At 52.6% G+C, this 19,716-nt stretch carries 23 protein-coding genes and 2 pseudogenes; 10 read left to right on the top strand and 15 right to left on the bottom strand.

From position 1 onward, the window contains the following. Positions 1 to 93: 93 nt before the first annotated feature. Both EVJ29_RS11630 and EVJ29_RS11625 read left to right on the top strand, forming a co-directional pair. Positions 94 to 450 (top strand): CidA/LrgA family protein, encoded by a 357-nt coding sequence (locus EVJ29_RS11630; RefSeq protein ID WP_070328372.1) that lies wholly within the window; start codon positions 94 to 96, stop codon positions 448 to 450. Then, positions 447 to 1,121, top strand: coding sequence for an LrgB family protein (locus tag EVJ29_RS11625; RefSeq protein ID WP_070328373.1), 675 nt, complete (start codon positions 447 to 449; stop codon positions 1,119 to 1,121). The genes EVJ29_RS11630 and EVJ29_RS11625 overlap by 4 nt, the downstream gene beginning before the upstream one ends. 240 nt (positions 1,122 to 1,361) lie before the next feature. On the opposite strand, the pseudogene EVJ29_RS11620 reads toward EVJ29_RS11625, so the two are convergent. Further along, positions 1,362 to 2,141: pseudogene (locus EVJ29_RS11620) on the bottom strand (RNA-guided endonuclease TnpB family protein); the annotation flags it as partial. A gap of 296 nt (positions 2,142 to 2,437) precedes the next feature. On the opposite strand from EVJ29_RS11620, the pseudogene EVJ29_RS11615 reads away from it, so the two are divergent. From EVJ29_RS11615 to EVJ29_RS11600, 4 genes and pseudogenes are all read left to right on the top strand, one after another. Further along, a pseudogene (locus EVJ29_RS11615) lies at positions 2,438 to 2,563 on the top strand (SDR family oxidoreductase); the annotation flags it as partial. 114 nt (positions 2,564 to 2,677) lie between these two features. Beyond that, complete coding sequence (gene pepT, locus EVJ29_RS11610) at positions 2,678 to 3,916, top strand: peptidase T (protein ID WP_131465892.1); 1,239 nt, start codon at positions 2,678 to 2,680, stop codon at positions 3,914 to 3,916. Positions 3,917 to 3,970: 54 nt separating this feature from the next. Continuing rightward, positions 3,971 to 4,417 carry an SACOL1771 family peroxiredoxin gene (locus EVJ29_RS11605; protein ID WP_070328116.1) on the top strand — a complete coding sequence of 149 codons (447 nt, stop codon included), beginning with the start codon at positions 3,971 to 3,973 and terminating at the stop codon, positions 4,415 to 4,417. A 2-nt stretch (positions 4,418 to 4,419) separates the two neighbouring features. Continuing rightward, positions 4,420 to 5,142, top strand: coding sequence for a DNA/RNA nuclease SfsA (locus tag EVJ29_RS11600; RefSeq protein ID WP_131490570.1), 723 nt, complete (start codon positions 4,420 to 4,422; stop codon positions 5,140 to 5,142). Between the two features lie 22 nt (positions 5,143 to 5,164). Here EVJ29_RS11600 and EVJ29_RS11595 read toward each other — a convergent pair whose 3' ends face one another. Next, complete coding sequence (locus tag EVJ29_RS11595; protein WP_161567025.1) at positions 5,165 to 5,776, bottom strand: stage II sporulation protein M; 612 nt, start codon at positions 5,774 to 5,776, stop codon at positions 5,165 to 5,167. A gap of 132 nt (positions 5,777 to 5,908) precedes the next feature. On the opposite strand from EVJ29_RS11595, the gene EVJ29_RS11590 reads away from it, so the two are divergent. After that, a complete protein-coding gene (locus tag EVJ29_RS11590) occupies positions 5,909 to 7,534 on the top strand; it encodes an ABC-F family ATP-binding cassette domain-containing protein (RefSeq protein ID WP_070328113.1) in 1,626 nt (541 codons plus the stop codon). Between the two features lie 35 nt (positions 7,535 to 7,569). On the opposite strand, the gene EVJ29_RS11585 is transcribed toward EVJ29_RS11590, so the two are convergent. After that, positions 7,570 to 8,319 (bottom strand): FixH family protein, encoded by a 750-nt coding sequence (locus tag EVJ29_RS11585; RefSeq protein WP_131505136.1) that lies wholly within the window; start codon positions 8,317 to 8,319, stop codon positions 7,570 to 7,572. Between the two features lie 279 nt (positions 8,320 to 8,598). Here EVJ29_RS11585 and EVJ29_RS11580 point away from each other — a divergent pair, with 279 nt between their 5' ends. After that, positions 8,599 to 9,795, top strand: coding sequence for a LysM peptidoglycan-binding domain-containing protein (locus tag EVJ29_RS11580; protein WP_071398801.1), 1,197 nt, complete (start codon positions 8,599 to 8,601; stop codon positions 9,793 to 9,795). An 89-nt stretch (positions 9,796 to 9,884) separates the two neighbouring features. After that, complete coding sequence (locus tag EVJ29_RS11575; RefSeq protein WP_131490567.1) at positions 9,885 to 10,169, top strand: LlsX family protein; 285 nt, start codon at positions 9,885 to 9,887, stop codon at positions 10,167 to 10,169. Between the two features lie 34 nt (positions 10,170 to 10,203). Here EVJ29_RS11575 and EVJ29_RS11570 read toward each other — a convergent pair whose 3' ends face one another. The 10 genes from EVJ29_RS11570 to EVJ29_RS11525 are packed head-to-tail and all read right to left on the bottom strand — an operon-like array spanning position 10,204 to position 17,466. Further along, positions 10,204 to 11,214: a ThiF family adenylyltransferase gene (locus tag EVJ29_RS11570; RefSeq protein WP_131505135.1), complete on the bottom strand. Its 1,011-nt coding sequence runs from the start codon at positions 11,212 to 11,214 to the stop codon at positions 10,204 to 10,206. After that, positions 11,211 to 11,675 (bottom strand): cyclic pyranopterin monophosphate synthase MoaC, encoded by a 465-nt coding sequence (gene moaC / locus EVJ29_RS11565; RefSeq protein ID WP_131441220.1) that lies wholly within the window; start codon positions 11,673 to 11,675, stop codon positions 11,211 to 11,213. Before moaC ends, EVJ29_RS11570 begins: the two co-directional genes overlap by 4 nt. A 4-nt stretch (positions 11,676 to 11,679) precedes the next feature. Further along, entirely contained in the window at positions 11,680 to 11,907 is a 228-nt protein-coding gene (locus EVJ29_RS11560) for a MoaD/ThiS family protein (RefSeq protein WP_035385838.1), read from the bottom strand. Next, on the bottom strand, positions 11,904 to 12,359 hold the full coding sequence (locus tag EVJ29_RS11555; protein WP_070328109.1) for a molybdenum cofactor biosynthesis protein MoaE: 456 nt from the start codon (positions 12,357 to 12,359) through the stop codon (positions 11,904 to 11,906). The genes EVJ29_RS11560 and EVJ29_RS11555 overlap by 4 nt, the downstream gene beginning before the upstream one ends. Then, the gene (gene mobB / locus EVJ29_RS11550; protein ID WP_131505134.1) at positions 12,337 to 12,816 is read right to left on the bottom strand and encodes a molybdopterin-guanine dinucleotide biosynthesis protein B; all 480 of its coding nucleotides are present in this window, start codon (positions 12,814 to 12,816) and stop codon (positions 12,337 to 12,339) included. The genes EVJ29_RS11555 and mobB overlap by 23 nt, the downstream gene beginning before the upstream one ends. Continuing rightward, the gene (locus EVJ29_RS11545; RefSeq protein WP_131505133.1) at positions 12,792 to 14,027 is read right to left on the bottom strand and encodes a molybdopterin molybdotransferase MoeA; all 1,236 of its coding nucleotides are present in this window, start codon (positions 14,025 to 14,027) and stop codon (positions 12,792 to 12,794) included. The genes mobB and EVJ29_RS11545 overlap by 25 nt, the downstream gene beginning before the upstream one ends. Then, positions 14,027 to 14,575, bottom strand: a complete 549-nt coding sequence (locus tag EVJ29_RS11540) for a molybdenum cofactor guanylyltransferase (protein ID WP_131465873.1) — start codon at positions 14,573 to 14,575, stop codon at positions 14,027 to 14,029. The genes EVJ29_RS11545 and EVJ29_RS11540 overlap by 1 nt, the downstream gene beginning before the upstream one ends. After that, positions 14,572 to 15,075, bottom strand: a complete 504-nt coding sequence (locus EVJ29_RS11535; protein ID WP_131505132.1) for a MogA/MoaB family molybdenum cofactor biosynthesis protein — start codon at positions 15,073 to 15,075, stop codon at positions 14,572 to 14,574. The genes EVJ29_RS11540 and EVJ29_RS11535 overlap by 4 nt, the downstream gene beginning before the upstream one ends. A gap of 4 nt (positions 15,076 to 15,079) precedes the next feature. Then, the gene (gene moaA, locus EVJ29_RS11530; RefSeq protein ID WP_131505131.1) at positions 15,080 to 16,090 is read right to left on the bottom strand and encodes a GTP 3',8-cyclase MoaA; all 1,011 of its coding nucleotides are present in this window, start codon (positions 16,088 to 16,090) and stop codon (positions 15,080 to 15,082) included. A gap of 59 nt (positions 16,091 to 16,149) precedes the next feature. After that, positions 16,150 to 17,466: an MFS transporter gene (locus EVJ29_RS11525; protein ID WP_131441227.1), complete on the bottom strand. Its 1,317-nt coding sequence runs from the start codon at positions 17,464 to 17,466 to the stop codon at positions 16,150 to 16,152. 222 nt (positions 17,467 to 17,688) lie between these two features. Here EVJ29_RS11525 and EVJ29_RS11520 point away from each other — a divergent pair, with 222 nt between their 5' ends. After that, positions 17,689 to 18,201, top strand: coding sequence for a hypothetical protein (locus EVJ29_RS11520; protein WP_236633528.1), 513 nt, complete (start codon positions 17,689 to 17,691; stop codon positions 18,199 to 18,201). Here the strand turns inward: EVJ29_RS11520 and EVJ29_RS11515 are convergent, their stop codons facing one another. Then, entirely contained in the window at positions 18,202 to 18,894 is a 693-nt protein-coding gene (locus tag EVJ29_RS11515) for a Crp/Fnr family transcriptional regulator (RefSeq protein WP_070328101.1), read from the bottom strand. Positions 18,895 to 19,197: 303 nt separating this feature from the next. After that, positions 19,198 to 19,704 carry a QcrA and Rieske domain-containing protein gene (locus EVJ29_RS11505; RefSeq protein WP_070328099.1) on the bottom strand — a complete coding sequence of 169 codons (507 nt, stop codon included), beginning with the start codon at positions 19,702 to 19,704 and terminating at the stop codon, positions 19,198 to 19,200. Between the last annotated feature and the right edge of the window lie 12 nt (positions 19,705 to 19,716).

The following is a 19,716-nucleotide window of genomic DNA, read 5'->3' as shown; positions in this document are numbered from 1 at the left end:
TTATCTTTTTTGCCATAGCCTCCATCTTGACCTAGATGATAAAGTTTGAGAGAATTCATACGTTTTGAATGTATATGCGAAAGGATGAATCACATGCAACGTCTTATCAAATGGATTATCGGCCTTTCGCTCTTATTTGGCTTGAGCGCGCTCGGGAATTGGATCGTCGCCGTGCTCGCTTTAAAAGTGCCAGGGAGCGTCATCGGCATGGTCCTGTTACTGCTCTTATTGATGACCAAGATCATCCGCGTCGAATGGATCGAAGATAGCGCCGGCTTCTTGACGAAGCACCTCGCCTTTTTCTTCATCCCGATCGCGGTCGGGCTCATGTCGTATAGCTCGCTCTTAAAGGCAGAAGGCGTTCCGCTCTTCCTTGCCTTGATCATCAGCATGACGATCGGCCTCGTCGTGACGGCGCTCGTTTCCGGAAAACACGGTGAGGCGTCATGACCGTCTTCTGGATATTGATTACCATTGCCGTCTATATGTTGAGCCGGAAGCTGTCATTCAAATGGGCGTCCCCGTTCACGAACGTCGTTTTTTTGAGCACGCTCACGCTCATCTTGTTATTGCTCGTCTCTGGACAGACGTACGACACGTATGCGCCGGCGAAAGATGCGATCACGACACTGCTCGGGCCGGCGACAGTGGCGCTCGGCTTGCCGCTCTATCGCAACTTGCCGATCCTGCTCGCTCGGGCTAAACGAGCGCTCGGTGCCATCGTGCTCGGGACGTTATCAACGATTTTCGTCGCTGTCGGTCTCGGGACCGCGCTCAAGTTGACGGATCACGTCTTGCTCGCCTTGTCCGTCAAATCGGTGACCTCGCCGATTGCGCTCGAGCTGGCACGACAGTTACAAGGTGACGCCGCGCTCGCCGCTTCGGTCGCCGTCGCCTGCGGCATCCTTGGCGCCATGCTCGGCCCAGTGATTCTATCTATGTTCAACGTGACCGACCCGTTCACGCGCGGACTCGCCCTCGGGACGATCAGCCACGGCATCGGGACGGCCCAAGCCGCGACCGAACATCCGCTCTCAGGCGCGACCGGTGGTGCCGCAATGGGTCTGACCGCCATCTTCACGTCGTTTTTGTTGCCGTTGTTGCTCCCTATCCTTTTCTAATGCCAATCGTTCAAAATATTTCATAATATGTAACATCTCATATTATAAGTGAACTACTCACCACTTATTTGCTTCGCAACTTGAAGTGGGAGCTTCTTGGGAAGACCATGCTTTGACCAGCCACGGTTGTGGACCAAGCGCGTCGGGCAGTCCCTGCCCTGAAGGTTTTCAGTCGGCAAGGCTCAACAGGTTGAGGCTCGCGTTGACGTCGCGGTCATGGAGCGCCCCGCATGCGGCGCATGTCCACTCGCGGACGTCTAGCTCCTTCCTGCCGCCGTTCTCGCCGCAGGCCGAACAGACTTGGGTCGAGGCGAACCACGGGTCGGCCTTGATGAGTGTCCGTCCATAGAACCTCGCCTTATATTCCAATTGGCGGACGAACTCCCCCCATCCGGCGTCCCCGATCGACTTCGAAAGGCGGCGGTCCTGCATCATCTCCCTCGGCTTCAGCGTCTCGACCACGACGACTTGGTTCTCGTCGACGATGCGTCGTGACAGCTTGTGGAGGAAGTCGTGCCGTCGGTTCTTGACCTGCTCGTGCTTCTTGGCCAATAGGAGCCGTGCCTTCTCGCGGTTCCGGCTGCCGGGCTTCTTGCGGGAGAGCGCGCGCTGCGCACGTTTGAGCCGCGCCTCGGCCTCGCGCAGGTTGCGCGGGTTCGGGATCTTCTCCGTGACGAGCGCGTCGTTCGTCGTGTAGGACGCGCGCGCCTTCCGTTTCGACTTGAACACCGGGAAGCCGGCCGTCCCGGCGAAGAACTTCGCGACCGCCGTGTCGAGGTGCAGCTTCGCGTTCGCGAGCGCGAGGCTGTCCGCCTCGCAGAGGAACGGGAACAGCGGCTTGTAGGAGGCCTGCGTCGGCGGCTTCCGCTTCTGCCCGGTCCCCGCCTTCGTCTCCTCGCGGATTTTGATGCGGTCCTCGAGCAGCTTGTTGTAGACGAAGCGGGCGCAGCCGATCGTCCTGACCAGGAAATCGGCCTGTGCCGCCGTCGGATAGAGCCGGTATTTATAGCCCTTCAGCATGTCTGTCCCTCCTTCACACCCGGCGTCAGGATGATTCTCTTCCCATTCCGATACCCGCGGCGGGGGAAGGGAAATCTGACGGAATCAAGAACTTATGTTCGTAATTATGTCACAGGGGTGCCCAAGAGGTTTATGTACGGGCGATTCATCTTCCACCTACGTTGGGCCTCGCCCCAGACGCTTAGAGGTGGGAGAATTCTCGCTTAATGATGTTAAAGAAGACGGTTGCTTTCTTTTTTGAAAAGGAGGAAGGACAATGAAACGTGTACAAGGTGGAGTCGCGCTTGTGACGGGCGGTGCCGCTTAAACGAATCGGAAAGCCGGCCGACGTCTCGAACCTCGTCTTGTTCCTCGCCTCAGACGAGTCGAGTTACTTCACGGGCGCCGAGTTCGTCATTGACGGCGGTGTCATCATCCAGTAAACGATGGACAGGCGCTTCGGTCGCCTGTCCATTTTTCAAACAATTTTGATACTTCTCCAAACGGTTCCCGTGCTACACTAAAACGGATGAGAAACGATAAGGGGAGGTATTTTTATGCAAGCAAAATTGATTGAACGCTTGATGACGTATGCCAAAATTGACACGCAATCTGACTTTACGAGTGAGACGACGCCGTCGACGGCGAAACAATGGGATTTGATCCGCCATCTCGAGGCCGAACTGAAGGCGATTGGGCTCGAGGACGTCGAGACCGACGAGTACGGCTACTTGTTCGCGACGTTGCCGAGTAACGTCGACCATGACGTGCCGACGATCGGGCTGCTCGCTCACGTCGATACGGCGACCGATTTTACCGGCACAAACGTCAATCCGCAACTCGTTGAACATTATGCGGGTGGCGATATCGTCTTGAACGAGGCACTCAATGTTATCTTGTCACCGCGTGACTTCCCCGAACTTGATGATTACGTCGGCCATACGCTCATGACGACGGACGGAACGACGCTGCTCGGTGCCGATGATAAGGCCGGCATGGCGGAAATCGTCACGGCGGTCGAATACTTACTGGCGCATCCGGAAATCCCACACGGACCGGTCCGGATTGCGTTCACACCGGACGAAGAAATCGGGCGCGGACCACATAAGTTCGACGTCGCCCGCTTCAACGCCGACTTTGCCTACACGATGGACGGCGGTCCGCTTGGCGAACTTCAGTATGAAAGTTTCAACGCTGCCGGAGCGACCGTCACGTTCCACGGCACGAACGTCCACCCGGGTAGCGCCAAGAACAAGATGGTCAACTCGATGAAACTGGCGATGGCGTTCCATAACCGCCTTCCGGCCGACGAGGCACCGGAACATACGAGCCATTATGAAGGATTCTTCCACTTGAACGGATTCTCGGGTGATGTCGAGACGACAGTTCTCCAATACATCATCCGCGACCACGACCGGACGAAGTTCGAAGCCCGGAAAGTCTTGCTCGAGAAGCTTGTCGCCGAATGGAAACAAAAATACGGCGAGGCACGCATCGACTTGAAGATGGACGACCAGTACTACAACATGGCCGAGAAGATCGAGCCGGTCAAACACATCGTCGACACCGTCGCCGACGTCATGCGCGAACTCGGGATCGAACCGGTAATCGAACCGATCCGCGGCGGGACCGATGGCTCGCAACTGTCGTATATGGGTCTCCCGACGCCAAACATCTTCACTGGCGGCGAGAACTATCACGGCAAGTTCGAGTACGTCTCCGTCAACAATATGGAAAAAGCGACACACGTCATTATCCAGACGCTCCGCACGTTCGCCGAACGCGCGCGAGCATAACACATGCGCCTCCAATCATTCTCTTCTACACTAGAGACATTGGAGGCGATTTTTATGAAGCATACGTTTCACATGAACCTTGACTGGACTGGCGGACGTAACGACGTCGGCACGATCGAGGCCGAACGGTTGAAGACGCAAATTTCGATTCCCCCGGAAATGGACGGACCTGGTATCGGGACGAATCCCGATGAGATGCTCCTCGGAGCTGCGGCGACGTGCTATATCATCACGCTCGCGGCCATGCTTGGACGGAGCGATCTTTCCCATCAAGGCATCACGATCGACGCCGAAGGTATCGTCGACGTGACGAACGGCGTGTTCACATACGAGACGATCCGTTATAAAACCGTGATAAACGTCCGCGCTGCGGCGACCGACCGGGATATCACGCTCGTCGAACGGATTGCTAAGAAAGCGAAAGACGGCTGTATGATTTCACGCGCCTTGGCCGGCAACGTGACGTTCGAGCTCGACACGACGGTCGTCCGCACGGGCTGACGATGTACCGGTTTGAACGACCGTTAAAAGAAGGGGTGATCGTCAAGCGGCGCAACCGCTTCGTCATGGACGTGTTGCTCGATGACAAGATTGTCGCGTGCCACTGTCCGGTCACAGGGCGAATCGGTGATCTCGTCTTCGACGGTGTGCCTTGCCTCGTTTCGGCGGCAAACAATCTGCGACGCCATACTTCTTTCACGGTGGAAGCCATCTCGATTGACCGGGACAAGCGCTGGATCGGCATCCATCAAGGACGGGCCAACGACTACGTCGAACATCTCTTGAAAGCGGACGCTTTGCCGGTCTTTCCGTCTCTAGAACGGGTCGAACGTGAAATCGTGTCAGGCGGTTCACGCCTCGATTTCAAAGTCGATGCAGTCTACATGGAAGTGAAAACACCGCTGACGGAACTGTTCGTGACGCCGCTCCCTCGCTTTGAAGGAAACGCAAGGAAAACCCCTGTCGAGACGAAACGGTTCATCCGTCATCTTGAAACACTGATCGCGACGTTGCCACAAGCAGGACGGGCCGTTTTATTGTATGTCTTCTTATATGATGCGCCCATCTTCACCGGCAATCCGAAGCGGAGACACGACGCTTTGATTCGCCAACGGATTCGTGACGCGATCGTGGACGGGTTCGAAGTCTGGCAGTTGAACTGCGAAGTCACCTTAGAAGGAATTACCCCGCTGCGCTGTCTCGAGACGACACATTACTTCAATTAAAAAAGCCATCCTGCGATGACTTTTACTGTAGCAAGAGCGGCGTGACGTACGCCTCGATGACAGCGGAGACAGCGAGGAGCGGGACCGCGATAAATAAGAACGTCTTGATCCCTGCGAGCAATAGCGCTTTGAACGTGACGTCCGTCTCTTTTCCTCGTAACTTCTTCCATACATGACGGTTGAGCGACAGTCCCATCGCCGCCCCGAGCAGAATCGCCGAGATTTCGGTGACGCCGTGCGGTAAAATCCCGAGAACGAGCACTTTAATGACCGACTCGCCCGTGAAACCGACGAGCATGGCGACGAGACCGATGACGGCGGCGTTGATGACGACGAACACGTACGGGATGAAGAGTGGGATCATCCCGAGTAAGAAGGCGAGCAACGTGACACGTGTATTGTTCACGAACAAGGCGATCATCGTGTCGCGTGCGCTCGAGTCGAACGTCAGCCCGCTCGCTTCAAACGATTCGCCGAGTTGGGCTAAAATCTCGTCGACTTGTTCGGCCGCGACGAACGTGCGGAATAACCAATACGAGACGACGACTGTCACGAAGAACACGAGCAACAGTCGGACGAAATCTTTGCGGTAGTAGTCGTTCCACGCCTCGCGGATCGATAGTGATGTTTTCATGAACGATTCCCCCTTATCCATTCATACGAATCCGTTCCACATTTGTTTCATATTTACCCGCGACTGCGCGTTTTTAAAAAACGTGATACAATACACGTCGTAAACAAATCAGAAAAACGAGGTATTCTATACATGATTACAGTAAATAACGTAAGTCTTCAATTCGGTGGTCGTAAGTTGTTCGAAGACGTGAACATCAAGTTCACACCAGGCAACTGTTACGGCTTGATCGGCGCGAACGGTGCCGGTAAATCAACATTCTTGAAAATTCTTGCCGGTGAGCAAGAGACGTCAACGGGTGACGTCAGCTTCTCACCTGGCGAACGTCTCGCCGTCCTCAAACAGGACCATTATGCGTACGAAGACCAGGCTGTGCTTGAAACAGTCATCAAAGGCCATGAGCGCTTGTATCAAGTCATGAAAGAAAAAGATGCAATCTATATGAAAGAAGATTTCTCTGACGAAGACGGCATGCGTGCCGCTGAACTCGAAGGTGAATTCGCTGAGATGAACGGTTGGGAAGCCGAGTCGGAAGCCGCAACGGTGCTCCAAGGTCTTGGAATCACTGACGCGTCGCACCATAAACTCATGAGCGAGCTCACGGGTGGCGAGAAGGTCAAGGTACTCCTTGCCCAAGCGTTGTTCGGTAAGCCAGACATCTTGCTCCTCGATGAGCCGACGAACGGACTTGACATCAAAGCGATTCAATGGCTCGAAGAGTTCTTGATCAACTTCGAGAACACTGTCATCGTCGTTTCCCACGACCGTCACTTCTTGAACAAAGTTTGTACACATATGGCTGACCTCGACTTCGGTAAAATTCAACTGTACGTCGGGAACTACGACTTCTGGTACGAGTCGAGCCAACTCGCATCGCGCATGGCCAACGACCAGAACAAGAAAAAAGAAGAGAAGATCAAAGAGCTCCAAAACTTTATCGCTCGTTTCAGCTCGAACGCTTCGAAGGCGCGTCAAGCGACATCGCGTAAAAAGTTGCTCGATAAGATCACACTGGACGACATCCGTCCGTCATCACGCCGTTATCCGTTCGTCGGTTTCTCGATGGAACGTGAAATCGGAAATGACGTCTTGTACGTCGACAACGTCTCGAAGACGATCGACGGCGTCAAAGTACTCGACAACGTCACGTTCTCATTGAACAAAATGGACAAAGTCGCTTTCGTCGGTCGCAACGACGTCGCCATCACGACACTCTTCAAGATCCTCATGGGTGAGATGGAGCCAGACACGGGTACGGTCAAATGGGGCGTGACGACGATCCAATCGTACTTCCCGAAAGACAACTCGGAATACTTCGAAGGCTCAGATAAGAGCATCTTGGACTGGTTACGCCAGTTCTCGCCAGCTGACGAGTCAGATACGTTCCTCCGTGGTTTCCTCGGCCGTATGCTCTTCTCTGGCGAAGAAGTCATGAAGAAAGCGTCTGTCCTCTCAGGGGGAGAGAAAGTTCGTTGCATGCTCTCGAAGATGATGCTCTCGAACTCGAACGTGCTCGTCCTTGACGATCCGACGAACCACTTGGACCTCGAATCGATCACAGCGCTCAACAACGGACTCGAGACGTTCAAAGGCGTACTCCTCTTCAGTTCACATGACCATCAGCTCATCTCGACGATTGCGACACGCATCATCGAAGTGACGCCGAATGGGATTGTCGACAAAGAAGCGACGTACGACCAGTTCCTCGAGAACGAATCGCTTCAACAACAAGTCGAATCACTTTACCAAAACGCATAATAAAAATCGATCGGCGCGTGCGCCGATCGATTTTTTTATTTGACTTCGACTGTCTCCATGACGTGTTCATGGATGTCGTGTCCTTTCGTCACATGAACTTGGACGTTGTACGTACCGGTCTCCGGGAACGTATACTCACCCGCATAGCTTCCGTTTTCCGTTTCCTCAAGCTTCACCCAATCGTGCTTATCCGCACCGTCTTTGAATACTTCAAGTTGAACGTCCGCACCTGTCAGCACCTCATGGTCAATTTCAACGTTGACGGTGAACGGGCTCGCTTCATTCGCCGTCACTTGCTTTGGATCGAGTGTGATATCGGCCCCGGCGTGTTGGTGATGGTCTGTTTCAGCCTCGGCTTCGGCTTCTGTTTCTGGATGACCGACCGTCACCTTCGCTGTCGGCATCGTATGCATCGCCCGCGCCGTCACGTGGACTTGGACCGTATAGACCGCTTCATCCGCAAACGTTGCTTCCGTCTCATAGACCCCGTCTTCTGTGAGCGCAGCTTTCATCATCTCACTCTCTTCTTTGGCGCCGTTCTTCCACACTTCGAACTTGATCTCGTCCGCATCATCGACCCCTTTGCCGTCTTGCGTGACGCGAACCGATAATGTGACCGCTTCATCTATTTCCGCTGTCGCCGGTACGTTCAATTCTGCTTCGACGGGCTCCATCGACTGCACCGTCTCCGTCGCATTTTCCGCCTCTTCTGTCCCGCATGCCCCAAGGACGAACAGACCGATTATTCCTGTCGCCATCCCGATTCGTTTCACTGTTTGTCTCATTATGAATCCCCCCTAGTTAATCGCTTACACGTTTCACACATTGTTCATGATATCATCCTTTTTCAGGAATTGTGTGATGATTTTGTGATATTTACCACGTCTTCCGCTCATAAATTGAACACAAAATTTGAGAGTCATTATCCAAAAATTCCTTTGCCTATTTTTAGGATTATAACGTGTTTTGGAACAAAACGGGGTATATAAAATATATACACAGCTCAATATATGGAAAGCCTTGACACCAAGATACATACACCAAGAATGGAGGCGAAAGGAAAAATGAAGAGCAAATTTGTACGGTTATTGATGGCCTTGTTGATCCTGCTGGCACCGTTAGTCACCTATCCAAAATCAGCTGATGCCGCTGCTTCGAAGTTCATAACGAGCGTGAACACGACGAGTAAAGTCGTGGCGTTGACGTTCGATGACGGAGCGGATGGTGCGAATACGAACAAGATTTTGGACATACTTGCCAAGAACAACGTCAAAGCCACTTTCTTTTTGACTGGAACCGGCGCCAACCACCATCCTCAATACATTAAAAACATCGCAGCTAAAGGTCACCAAGTAGGTAACCACTCGTACAGCCACCCATACTTCACCCAGTTGACCGCCACTCAAATGAAGACCGAACTCGACCGTACCGAAGCAATTGTTAAATCACTGACCGGCAAAACGACAAAACCGATCTTCCGGGCTCCGTTTGGCGCCGTGAACAGCGCCGTCTTGAGCGGTGTCGGCGCTGCCGGCTACGCTTATACGATCCAATGGAACATCGATACGATTGACTGGAAAGGACTCACTGCTAGCCAAATCAATACGAAAGTCCAAACGAACATCAAACCAGGATCGATCGTCCTCATGCACACCGGTGCTGGTGCGCCAGGCACACCGCTCGCCTTGCCGACGATGATCTCGCAACTGAAAGCAAAAGGCTACAAATTCGTGACAGTTTCCCAATTGCTCGCTTACCAATCTACTTCAACCTCTAAAACGTATACTGTCAAATCAGGCGACACGCTCTATAGCATCGCTCGGGCTTACAACGTCACAGTCGCTGCACTCGCTGCCGCCAACAAGATCACGAACTACAACTTGATCAGTGTCGGTCAAGTGCTCGTCATTCCAGGAACAAGCGTCACGCCACCCCCAACGACGACTGTCAAATATACGGTAAAAGCAGGCGATACACTCTACAAGATTGCGACACTGTACAAAACGACCGTCGCCAAAATCGCTGCTGCCAATAACATCACCAACATCAACCTGATCAGCGTCGGTCAAGTCCTGGTCATCCCAGGAACAACCGTCACTCCTCCGCCAGCGACGACCGTGAAGTATACCGTCAAGTCAGGCGACACGCTCTATAAGATTGCGACGACATATAATACGACCGTCGCCAAAATCGCTGCCGCCAACAACATCACGAACATCAATTTGATCAGCGTCGGTCAAGTGCTCACGATTCCACGCTGAGCAAGTGTAATGTATGAAACTTTTTTATCAAACGCCTCGTAAATGGAAATTAAGAATGATTCATCCATTCATTGAGGGGAGAAATTGAAATGGGACGAACGATGCTACGTCTTGGAATCGAAACAGTAATCGGAATCGGGTTATCTACCGTTATCTTCTTTACTGTGATTTGGCTAGGTTATTCCGATGCACAAACGACCGGAGATCCGATCACATTCGCTAATATCGAAATTTTTCGAGTGACGAACGAGAACGAAATAGCGAATAACGAAAATATGACTTGGATTGGAATTGTGATCACGGGTGCTTGTATCGCATTGGTTGAGACGTATCGTTCTCTTCGAAAGAATCGGTATGCAAAAACAGCCGCATAAAAAAGATGTCCATCGGCCTCGATGGACATCTTTTTTATGCACCGAGACACTCATCGACCATGGCGACCGCAACATGCGGGTCGTTGACACCGTGGACGAGGACCCGACCATCTTTGAATAAGAGCATCCGGTGACCTCGCCACCGCCATTCTAACGTGAATGGCGTCTTTTTCATTGTGATGTCAGCGCGCTCAAGTTGGTTCGCGATCGGCTCAAGTCCTTCGATGGACCGACGAACTTGAACAACGTCACGTCCGCATAGAAGAGCCGTCTGTTGCCGGTTCGAGACGAGACTCGGATACTCGTTCTGTTGGCACGACGGACACGCCGCGTCGACAAGCCGTTCGACATCGAGTCGTTGCGACTGATTTTCCCATAAGTCCTCAATCAAAAGTCGACGTTCCAATTTCTCATGTCGCCCCGTCAAATATTTCAACGCCTCGACAGCTTGCCGGCTCGCGACGTGGTGGACGATTGGCGCCACGACTCCGGCTGTCGCACACGTCTGCCCAGCGAGCGGCAAGTGGCGCATGAGACAGCGGAGACAAGGTGCCTCACCCGGCAATACGGTATAGTTCATGCCATACGCCCCGACGCAAGAAGCGAACAAGAACGGAATGCCTCGCTCGAGCGCGAAATCGTTCAACAACAGACGTGTCTCGACGTTGTCCGTCGCGTCCAAGACGAGGTCGACGTGAGGCAAGGGACGAAGCCAGTCCCATGAGACGTCGGCGATGTGCGCGTCGATTTCAACGTCTCCATTGATTGCTCGCAACCGCTCAAGCGCAGCGATTGCTTTCGGCGTCTCCGCTGTCGCGTCTTGTTCCGTATACAGCGTTTGCCGTTGCAGGTTCGTCACTTCCACATAATCCCGGTCGACGATGACGAGTGCGACACCGGCCCGAACGAGCTGATCGGTCACAGCCGCACCGAGCGCACCGAGACCGACGACAAGTACGCGCTTTGTCATCAGTTCCGCTTGCCCGTCCGCCCCGATTCCATGAAAACGGGCTTGCCGTGCATAACGTTCCGACAGGTGTGTCATCGGATATAGTCTCCTGACTTCCCGCCGTGCTTCTCAAGCAAGTAGGTCGGTCCAATGACGATGCCTTTATCGACGGCTTTCGTCATATCGTAAACGGTCAACGCCGCAATCGTCGCGGCCGTCAATGCTTCCATCTCGACACCGGTATCACCTTTTGTTTTGACGAATGATTCGATGATGAGATCGGTGCCGTCCCATTCAAACGTTAAATCAATTTTCTTCAAGGCGAGCGGATGACACATCGGGATGATCCGGCTCGTCTCTTTGGCGGCCATGATTCCGGCTACTTGCGCCACAGCGAGGACGTCACCTTTCTCAAGCCCGCCGTTTGTGATGAGCTGTTTGAGCGAACTACTCAATTCGACCGATGTCCGGGCGCGAGCAGTTCGCGTCGTTTCTTCTTTTCCTGATACGTCGACCATCCACGCTCGTCCCTGTCCATTCATATGCGTCAATTCCATCGTGTCACCCTCCACTCACCATCGGGATCACAGCGACCGTGTCGCCGGCCTCGACCACATACTCGTCAGTCTCATAGCGTTCGTTGACCGCGAACATGAGACGCTCCGCACCCGACACGCCCCTGTCAGACAATCCTTTGCGCAGGGAAGCGATTGTTTGCGGAGCGGGAACTGTATAAGATCGAACTGACAATTCTTCTGCCACGTGGGCAAAACATAATACTTTAATCATTTAAGCGTCACTCCTTCCGGGCGTCCAGGCTGCTGTTCTTTTTGATCTCCGATCCATTTCGTGCCATCCGTCCAGTGCTCCCGTTTCCAAATCGGGACAATTTCCTTAATTCGTTCGATTGCGTACCGATTCGCCTCGTAAGCGTCGGCGCGGTGGGCCGAGCTTGTCGCAATCACGACTGCTTCTTCCAAAATATCGAGCCGGCCAATTCGGTGATGAATCGCAGTTAAAGCGCCAGGCCAACGCTCATCGACTTCTTTCGCGATTTGTTCGAGCATTTTCTCGGCCATCGGCACGTAGGATTCGTACTCGAGCAGTTCGGTCTGTTTCGTTCCGGTCATCTCCCTTACCGTTCCGATAAACAGGACGACGGCCCCGACGTTTCGGTGCCGGACCGCTTCGTAGAGTGCCATCGGCTCGAGGGGACGTTCATTCACTTGATACCAGTTCATATGCCATCCACCCTTCCACCGAACTCATCAAGCGATTCCGGTCTTTCACGGAATCACCGATTGCGATCACATTCGTCAAGTTGACCGGTTGTTCAAAACCTTCTCGAACGAGTACCACTTTCGGATAGTTTTTCTGCTTGTAGCCTTCAATGAGCAGCACATCGACGTGCGCTTCATACCAATTCACGAGTAATTCAAACGTGTCGACGGCTTTCCACTCGATGAACGTCCCGTTCTCACTGATCACACTCGATAACACGGCTCCGGCTAGGGCGTGGCGATGCGAGTCAGTCATTGGCAGGTCGAGCGCCCCTCCATGTCCGTGGTGTTTGATCACCCCGACACGGAGCCCCGTCGCCGACAACCGTTCTGTCAGCTCGGAAACGAACGATGTCTTTCCGCTATTTTGATAGCCGACCACTTGCAAGATCGTCAAAGTTGATCGATGATTCGACATCGTACCATGTCCCCTTTCTGAAATCCTCTCGTCCCGCCCGGTAGATGGATCAACGCGTTACATGACGCGAGTGAGGAGACGATACCCGACTTATCTTTTCCGCTCGGATGAACGACCGCGTGTCCGGTCGAATCAATCGTCACATGGGCACGTACGAACCGGTCGAACGGATTCGGTTTCGAAAAATCAACACCGAGTTCCGCCTGTACGACCGTACGCTCGGCTTGTCCATATAGCGTCTTCATATATGTCCCGACAAACAATTCCGTACCGACGAAGCAAGCGGACGGATTCCCGGATAACCCGAACAACAATCGGCCTTCGACGTTCGCGACCGTCGTGACGGACCCCGGGCGCATCCCGACTTTGTTGAACAATACAGACGCACCGAGTGCTTCGAAAACGTCCGGTAAGTAGTCAAAATCTCCGACCGACACTCCACCCGTCGTGACGATGGCGTCACTCGTGTGTAGCGCTTCTTCGATCGCATGTTTCGTCGCGGGAAACGTATCGGGAAGAATCCCGCCATATACCGCTTTCCCGCCGAGCGCCTCGATCTGAGCAAGAATCATATAGGCGTTGGAATTGTAAATTTGACCCTCAGCTTTTCTCTCCCCTGGTTCGGAGAGTTCATCCCCTGTCGCGAACACGGTAATCCACGGTTTTGTGAACACCTCGACCCGCTCGTAGCCGAACGTCGCGAGCAAGGCGATGATGCCGGGGTTGATACGGGTGCCACGATTCACGATATGAGCACCGGTCGCCACGTCTTCCCCACGATAGGAGATGTTTTTATCTCGGACAGGACGTTTGAACGTTACTCGTTGTTCATCCGCCTGAACGATTTCGAGCATGACGACCGCGTCTGCACCGTCTGGGATTTTAGCACCCGTCATGATGCGGATGGCGTGACCGTCTAACAGCGGTGGGCCGACGTGCCCCGCTCCTTGCACGTATTGAACGGACAAGGTCACCGGCTCGTCACGGCTCGCTGACATCAAGTCGACAGCTCGGACCGCGAAGCCGTCATACGGCGATTTATCAAAGGCTGGGACGTCATGCGTCGCGATGAGGTCCGTCGCGAGAATACGTCCATTCGCCTCATGCAGCATGACTGTCTCTATTGTGGGCTCACCCGTCGCTTCTCGGACGAGTGATATCGCTTCATCGATTGCGAGCGGTTTGCGAAACAACGTCGATACCTTCTCCATCAGTCCACTTCCTTCCGTAGCACCGCCGCATATTCGCTCGGTGTGTTCACATTTTTAAACCAATCCCGTTCATCAAACGTGACGATCGTCGCGGCTGCTACATGAGGCATGACCGCCCGCTCGCCTCGTCTTAACGCGTCTTCAAATCGTGGTAACATCGACCGCGGATACAAGGCGATGAGCGGATGCAGTCTGTCGTCCGCAACAGCGACAACCGGGCGACCATCTCGTTCTAAGGCGAGCCGCTCATATACTTCTGAAGGAAGCAGCGGCGTGTCACACGCACAGACAGCGTACCAGTCGTCAGGCTTTTGACGCATCACGGTGACGATGCCGGCGAGCGGTCCCATGCCTCGCCATTCGAAAGTATCTTCAAGCTGATAATCGTCGGTCACCATGCCAGCTGGTACGACGCTCCATTGTGCTGTCGTCGTCGAGACGAGCGTCTGCCTGGCTCGTTCTTCAAACGAGGCGCCTTGATAACGGGCCTGCCATTTCGGAGATCCGAACCGGCGCGACCGGCCCCCTGCCAAGACGATTCCAATCATCGCGTCGCTTCCCAGACGATGTGCGAAATTTCAGGTAAAATCAATCGTGTCATCGCCAAATCGACGGCTCCGCGTGAACCTGGCATCGAGAAAATGATGGTATTTCCAATGCGTCCAGCCAAGGCCCGTGACAACATCGCAGCCGGACCGATGTCTTCCGTGAAGCTGACATGACGGAACAACTCACCAAAGCCGACCATTTCGCGGTCGAGCAGCGGCCGGATCGTTTCAATCGTGACGTCACGTTTTGTAATGCCCGTACCGCCGGTCGTCAAGATGACGTCCATGTTATCGTCGACCATTCGTTTGACGGCCGCTTCGATTTCTGTCGCATCGTCTTTTGTGATCTCACGATATGTGACCGTGTGCGCGTTCTCTTTTAATAACGTGCAAATATGTTCGCCAGACACGTCCGTATCGAGCGTGCGTGTATCTGAAATCGTTAAAATGGCTGCCTTGACGCTCTTCATGTTTTGATGTGCGTGATTGTGTGCTTGCATGTCTCTATCCTCCGATATAACTCATTTCAATACGATTGCGTGTCCGATTCCCTGTCCGTGTTCGCTCTTCTGAATAACGGTCGTCGCGTACTTCCCACACCATCTTCAGTGTCATGGCGATGAGATCATCGCTCGCCCCGCTGCGGAGCAGTTCACGAATATCAGTCCCGTCTTCAGCGAAAAGACACGTATACCATTTACCGTCACTCGACAGGCGGCCTCGCGTACACGTCCCGCAGAACGGTTGACTGACCGATGAGATGAAACCGACTTGCGCTCCATCGGTGTAACGGTAACGTTGTGCGACTTCTCCTAGTGATTCAGGTGCAAGTGGTTCGAGTAATCCATTTCGTTGTTTCAACACCTCGAGAATCGATTCAGAAGAAACGACATGCTCGACGTTCCACTCGTTCGCCGTGCCGACGTCCATGAATTCGATGTATCGGAGCGTGATGTTTCGCTCTTTGAAATAAGCGGCCATCGGCGCGACTTCGTGATCGTTCCATCCTTTTCGGACGACCATATTCACTTTCACTTCAAGACCTTGCCGTTTCGCCTCATCAATGCCACGGAGGACTGCCTCCGGTGACGTGCCCCGACCGTTCATCATCCCGAACGTCTCGGGCGACAAGGCATCAAAACTGACGTTAACCCGGTCGAGCCCGGCTTGTTTCAATACTTTAGCCATTCGCTCCAAGTAGACGCCGTTCGTCGTCAAACCGATCGTCTCGATCGTCGTGACGGTGCGGAGGCGGCGAATCAACTCATCAAGATTTGGCCTGAGCAGCGGTTCGCCCCCAGTCAAACGAATTTTCCTCACACCATGTGGCGCAACGATGCGAACGAACCGCTCGATTTCGTCAAACGACAACAGCTCATCTCGTTTTAAGAATTGATGGTGGCGGAACGCCTCTTCCGGCATACAATAGCGGCAACGGAAGTTACATTTATCAATGACCGAGATGCGTAAATCTTCTAACGGTCGTCTCCGTCGATCAGTCCATGGTGTCATCATGATTCATCCTCTCTGTCAATCAACGACAGAAGGGACTATCAAAGTCCCTTCCTCGGTTGTCAGCGAATCGGTTTTTCAGCCCCGCTTCGCAAGTAGTAGTAAATCGTGGTCGCGATCGAAATCGCATAAAGTCCGAGCATGACGAACAGCGCACCGTTGAATGAGCCGACGAGTTCAAGCGACCAACCGAACATCTTCGGAATGAAGAACGCTCCATATGCCGCGAATGCTGCCGAGAACCCGACAACGGCTGGTGTTTTCGTCGCCACGAACACGTGTGGGATCATCGCGAACGTCGCACCTGAGTTGAGGCCGGTCGCAATGAACAAGACGACGAACGACAAGAAGAACATCGTCAAGTTGTTGTTCGTGATGGCCATGATGACCGATATCGTCCCGAGCGCCATGATACCGAACACGACGAGCGTCACCTTGGCCGCTCCAACCTTATCGCTAATCCAGCCTCCAAACGGGCGCGAAGATGCGCCGAGGAACGCTCCTAGAAACGCAAGTGCCATCAAATCCGATTCAGGGAATTTCAACTTTAAAATCATCGGGAATGCTGCCGCATAGCCGATGAACGAGCCGAATGCAGCGGTATAGAGCAACGTTTGAATCCAAAAATGCTTTTCTTTGAATACACTCGCCTGATCACGGAGCGACTGGCGTGCGGTCGGTAAATTATCCATAAACCAATACGCACAGAGAGCCAACACAATCGTCGGGACGACCCAGAGGAGCGCGGCGTTTTGTAGCCAAATCTGTTGACCAGTCTCCGTCACAAGCGCGTTCCCACCGATGAACCCGAAAATACTTGTCGTAATGACGAGCGGAGTGATCAATTGAACGAGCGAGACACCCAAGTTTCCGATACCTCCGTTAATGCCAAGCGCCGTTCCTTTTTTCGCTTTCGGATAAAACGCACCAATGTTAGCGTTTGAAGAAGAGAAATTCCCACCTCCGAGGCCACAGAGGGCGGCTAAAATCATGAATACCCAATAAGGTGTGTTCACGTTTTGGACAGCGTAAGCGATGCCGAGAAGCGGCAACAACAGCACCGACGTCGAGAAGATCGTCCAGTTCCTTCCGCCGAATATACTGTTCGCAAACGTATAGAAAAAGCGCAACGTCGCCCCGACGAGTCCAGGTAGTGCGGCCAATGTGAACAACTGACCTTGTGTAAAGCTAAACCCGATTGAATTCAATTGAACGGCCGCGACCGACCACATCTGCCAGACGATAAACGCGAGTGTCAATGCCGGGACGGAGACGAGCAAGTTCCGATTGGCCACTTGTTTTCCCGTCCCTTCCCAAAACCCTGCATCCTCTGGCGTCCACTCGGCGAGCGCGTGCGATCCTTTGTCTAATTGTTGCATTGTCTATTCCTCCTCTTAACGGTTCAATTCGTACCCTAATCCCATCCTATCGACCCCCCTATAAAAAAAGTGTGCCTTCTTTCACACTTATTTCGCATTTTGATAGTTTTAATTGCCCTGTCATCAATCTGTGACAATATCTTCTTCTTTTTGTTTCTGTGACATTGAACACAGAAAATCCCTCCCCGACTCCTTACGATAAGGAATAGAGGAGGGATGAAGATGTCACATCTGATTCAAATTCAATGCACACCAGAGGTTCGACTGGCGCTGCAACCATATTTCTATAGTCAAGACGGTGCCCACGTGTTTCGTGTCTTCGGCACGTCGATTGCCGAAGCTACGTTTACAGAGGACGGGATCGAGCTGACGTTTCCACTCGAAAGCCCGATGGAAGAGCTAGAGGCACTTCACAACTTGCTCGTTCGAATCGATACCCACCACGACGTAACGATTGAGGATTCAAAAGCTGTCATTGGCTATTTAAGAGACGGGACGACGGTAACCGTCTACCGCCAGTTCAAACGCTGGCTAGACTTTTTAGCAGCCGCCCGTGTCCGTTCGATGGAAGGCGTCGTCGTTGAGGTCCGCGCAAACGGCGTCAAACTTGCCGAAGGTGTACTCCGGTCTTACGAACTGGTTGAAGACGGTGCGTTTTATGTATCGGCCTGCACAATCGAGGCCGACGGATTAGAACATTTCGAAGGCGAGCTAGCGCTTGCCGCCGTCATGTGATCAATCGATGACACAGACCGAGACGGGACAGTCTTCACAATGGTTGAGTAGCTTTAACCGTGCTAGGTCATGGATGATGATTTGACGAGACGGCAACGAGATGACGCCGTCTTGCGCGAGCTCGTTCAACATACGGTTCACGCGTTCACGCGATGTGCCGCAATAGTTGGCGAGCTCTTGGTTTTTGAGTTTCAAATCGATGAGAATTCCATCTTCCACTTCAACCCCATAACTGTTCGCCATCCGAATGAGCGTCGAGTAGAGCGCTCCCTTTTTCCCGTTCAATACTAAGTCTCGGAATTTTGTATGTTGTTTCCGCATATGTTCATTGATCATAATCATGAACTCGCGAACAAACTCAGGATTTGACGATAAAATCATCGTTTCAATCCGGTCAATTTTGACGGCATAAATTTCGCTATCCTCTAACGCTTTCGCATTGAATAAATATCTTGGTTCGATCGCGAATAGCGTCAATTCTCCGCAACAAGCCTCCGCACTCAAACAACGTAACGTCAACTCTTTCCCGTTCTCGGTCAATTTCGAGATTTGAATCAGTCCGCTTTTTACAATATAAAATTCAGACGCATCCTCCTGCTCCCGAAACAAGAAACCATTTTTTGGAACATGGATGATCCGATGGGCCAATTTTTTCGTTTCATCGAGCACCATCGTTTTACTAGAGTGAGTCATTTCCACCGACCTTCCTAAAAAAAACCTGTGCAATTTAGAAGCTTGACTTCATTTTAAACACAAATACCTTTGAAACGCAATCAACATTTGGAAGCGCTTCAAAGGGCAGGTTATTATTTATCACTATATTCAATTTTCTTCCAATATCGATATAACAATATAATCAAGCCGACATTTATAATGGCGATGCTCATGAATAGACGCATCGAGGCGTGGTCATACACCATATAGCTTTCGATTGTATATTGAAATAGAACCATATTCGTTGCCAATAAAATGACAAGACCGATTAAACTCCATACTTTAGGCCCCATGATGAATCTCTCTTCCGACCGCAAAGATCTTCCCGTTCTCGATCTCAAGCAAGATTTTAGGAAGTTCTCGCTGTGGCGGTCCTGACTGCGGTTGACCGTCGACGCTAAAATAACCGCGGTGGCATGGACATAAGAGCACGTCTTCTTCTTCCACATAGAACACCGGACACTGTAAATGCGTACATTTATTATTATAGGCGACAAATTCGCCGGTTTTCAAATGGACGAGAAGTGACGGTTCCGTGCCCGGATATTCGAATTCAAGCGATTTTCCCTGTTCGAGCGCCTCGACCGTCGTGATGAACTGACGGTCGGTTCTCGGCTCGCTGCGGACGAAAGTTGCGATATTGAACGGGATTGTCGCGAGACCGAGCGCGATGCCGGCACCGAACGTCGACTTGATGAACGCGCGGCGATTCAATTTCACATCGTCAGCTCGGCTCAAGTTATCAACGAGTCCGGATAATCGTTCCCGGTCTTTTGGTTCTTTTGACATAAGTCATCTTCC

This window comes from Exiguobacterium sp. SH4S7 (assembly GCF_004336795.1).
GTDB classification, from domain to species: Bacteria; Bacillota; Bacilli; order Exiguobacteriales; family Exiguobacteriaceae; genus Exiguobacterium; species Exiguobacterium aurantiacum_A.
The sequence above is the reverse complement of the archived record's forward strand: the minus strand, read 5'-3'. Positions and strand labels throughout refer to the sequence as shown.

What these genes read in the sequence shown, in the direction of transcription:
- EVJ29_RS11630 (WP_070328372.1), top strand. Translation starts at nt 94, where the DNA reads ATGCAACGTCTTATCAAATGGATTATCGGCCTTTCGCTCTTATTTGGC.
- EVJ29_RS11625 (WP_070328373.1), top strand. Translation starts at nt 447, where the DNA reads ATGACCGTCTTCTGGATATTGATTACCATTGCCGTCTATATGTTGAGC.
- pepT (WP_131465892.1), top strand. Translation starts at nt 2,678, where the DNA reads ATGCAAGCAAAATTGATTGAACGCTTGATGACGTATGCCAAAATTGAC.
- EVJ29_RS11605 (WP_070328116.1), top strand. Translation starts at nt 3,971, where the DNA reads ATGAAGCATACGTTTCACATGAACCTTGACTGGACTGGCGGACGTAAC.
- EVJ29_RS11600 (WP_131490570.1), top strand. Translation starts at nt 4,420, where the DNA reads ATGTACCGGTTTGAACGACCGTTAAAAGAAGGGGTGATCGTCAAGCGG.
- EVJ29_RS11595 (WP_161567025.1), bottom strand. Translation starts at nt 5,776, where the DNA reads ATGAAAACATCACTATCGATCCGCGAGGCGTGGAACGACTACTACCGC.
- EVJ29_RS11590 (WP_070328113.1), top strand. Translation starts at nt 5,909, where the DNA reads ATGATTACAGTAAATAACGTAAGTCTTCAATTCGGTGGTCGTAAGTTG.
- EVJ29_RS11585 (WP_131505136.1), bottom strand. Translation starts at nt 8,319, where the DNA reads ATGAGACAAACAGTGAAACGAATCGGGATGGCGACAGGAATAATCGGT.
- EVJ29_RS11580 (WP_071398801.1), top strand. Translation starts at nt 8,599, where the DNA reads ATGAAGAGCAAATTTGTACGGTTATTGATGGCCTTGTTGATCCTGCTG.
- EVJ29_RS11575 (WP_131490567.1), top strand. Translation starts at nt 9,885, where the DNA reads ATGGGACGAACGATGCTACGTCTTGGAATCGAAACAGTAATCGGAATC.
- EVJ29_RS11570 (WP_131505135.1), bottom strand. Translation starts at nt 11,214, where the DNA reads ATGACACACCTGTCGGAACGTTATGCACGGCAAGCCCGTTTTCATGGA.
- moaC (WP_131441220.1), bottom strand. Translation starts at nt 11,675, where the DNA reads ATGGAATTGACGCATATGAATGGACAGGGACGAGCGTGGATGGTCGAC.
- EVJ29_RS11560 (WP_035385838.1), bottom strand. Translation starts at nt 11,907, where the DNA reads ATGATTAAAGTATTATGTTTTGCCCACGTGGCAGAAGAATTGTCAGTT.
- EVJ29_RS11555 (WP_070328109.1), bottom strand. Translation starts at nt 12,359, where the DNA reads ATGAACTGGTATCAAGTGAATGAACGTCCCCTCGAGCCGATGGCACTC.
- mobB (WP_131505134.1), bottom strand. Translation starts at nt 12,816, where the DNA reads ATGTCGAATCATCGATCAACTTTGACGATCTTGCAAGTGGTCGGCTAT.
- EVJ29_RS11545 (WP_131505133.1), bottom strand. Translation starts at nt 14,027, where the DNA reads ATGGAGAAGGTATCGACGTTGTTTCGCAAACCGCTCGCAATCGATGAA.
- EVJ29_RS11540 (WP_131465873.1), bottom strand. Translation starts at nt 14,575, where the DNA reads ATGATTGGAATCGTCTTGGCAGGGGGCCGGTCGCGCCGGTTCGGATCT.
- EVJ29_RS11535 (WP_131505132.1), bottom strand. Translation starts at nt 15,075, where the DNA reads ATGCAAGCACACAATCACGCACATCAAAACATGAAGAGCGTCAAGGCA.
- moaA (WP_131505131.1), bottom strand. Translation starts at nt 16,090, where the DNA reads ATGATGACACCATGGACTGATCGACGGAGACGACCGTTAGAAGATTTA.
- EVJ29_RS11525 (WP_131441227.1), bottom strand. Translation starts at nt 17,466, where the DNA reads ATGCAACAATTAGACAAAGGATCGCACGCGCTCGCCGAGTGGACGCCA.
- EVJ29_RS11520 (WP_236633528.1), top strand. Translation starts at nt 17,689, where the DNA reads ATGTCACATCTGATTCAAATTCAATGCACACCAGAGGTTCGACTGGCG.
- EVJ29_RS11515 (WP_070328101.1), bottom strand. Translation starts at nt 18,894, where the DNA reads ATGACTCACTCTAGTAAAACGATGGTGCTCGATGAAACGAAAAAATTG.
- EVJ29_RS11505 (WP_070328099.1), bottom strand. Translation starts at nt 19,704, where the DNA reads ATGTCAAAAGAACCAAAAGACCGGGAACGATTATCCGGACTCGTTGAT.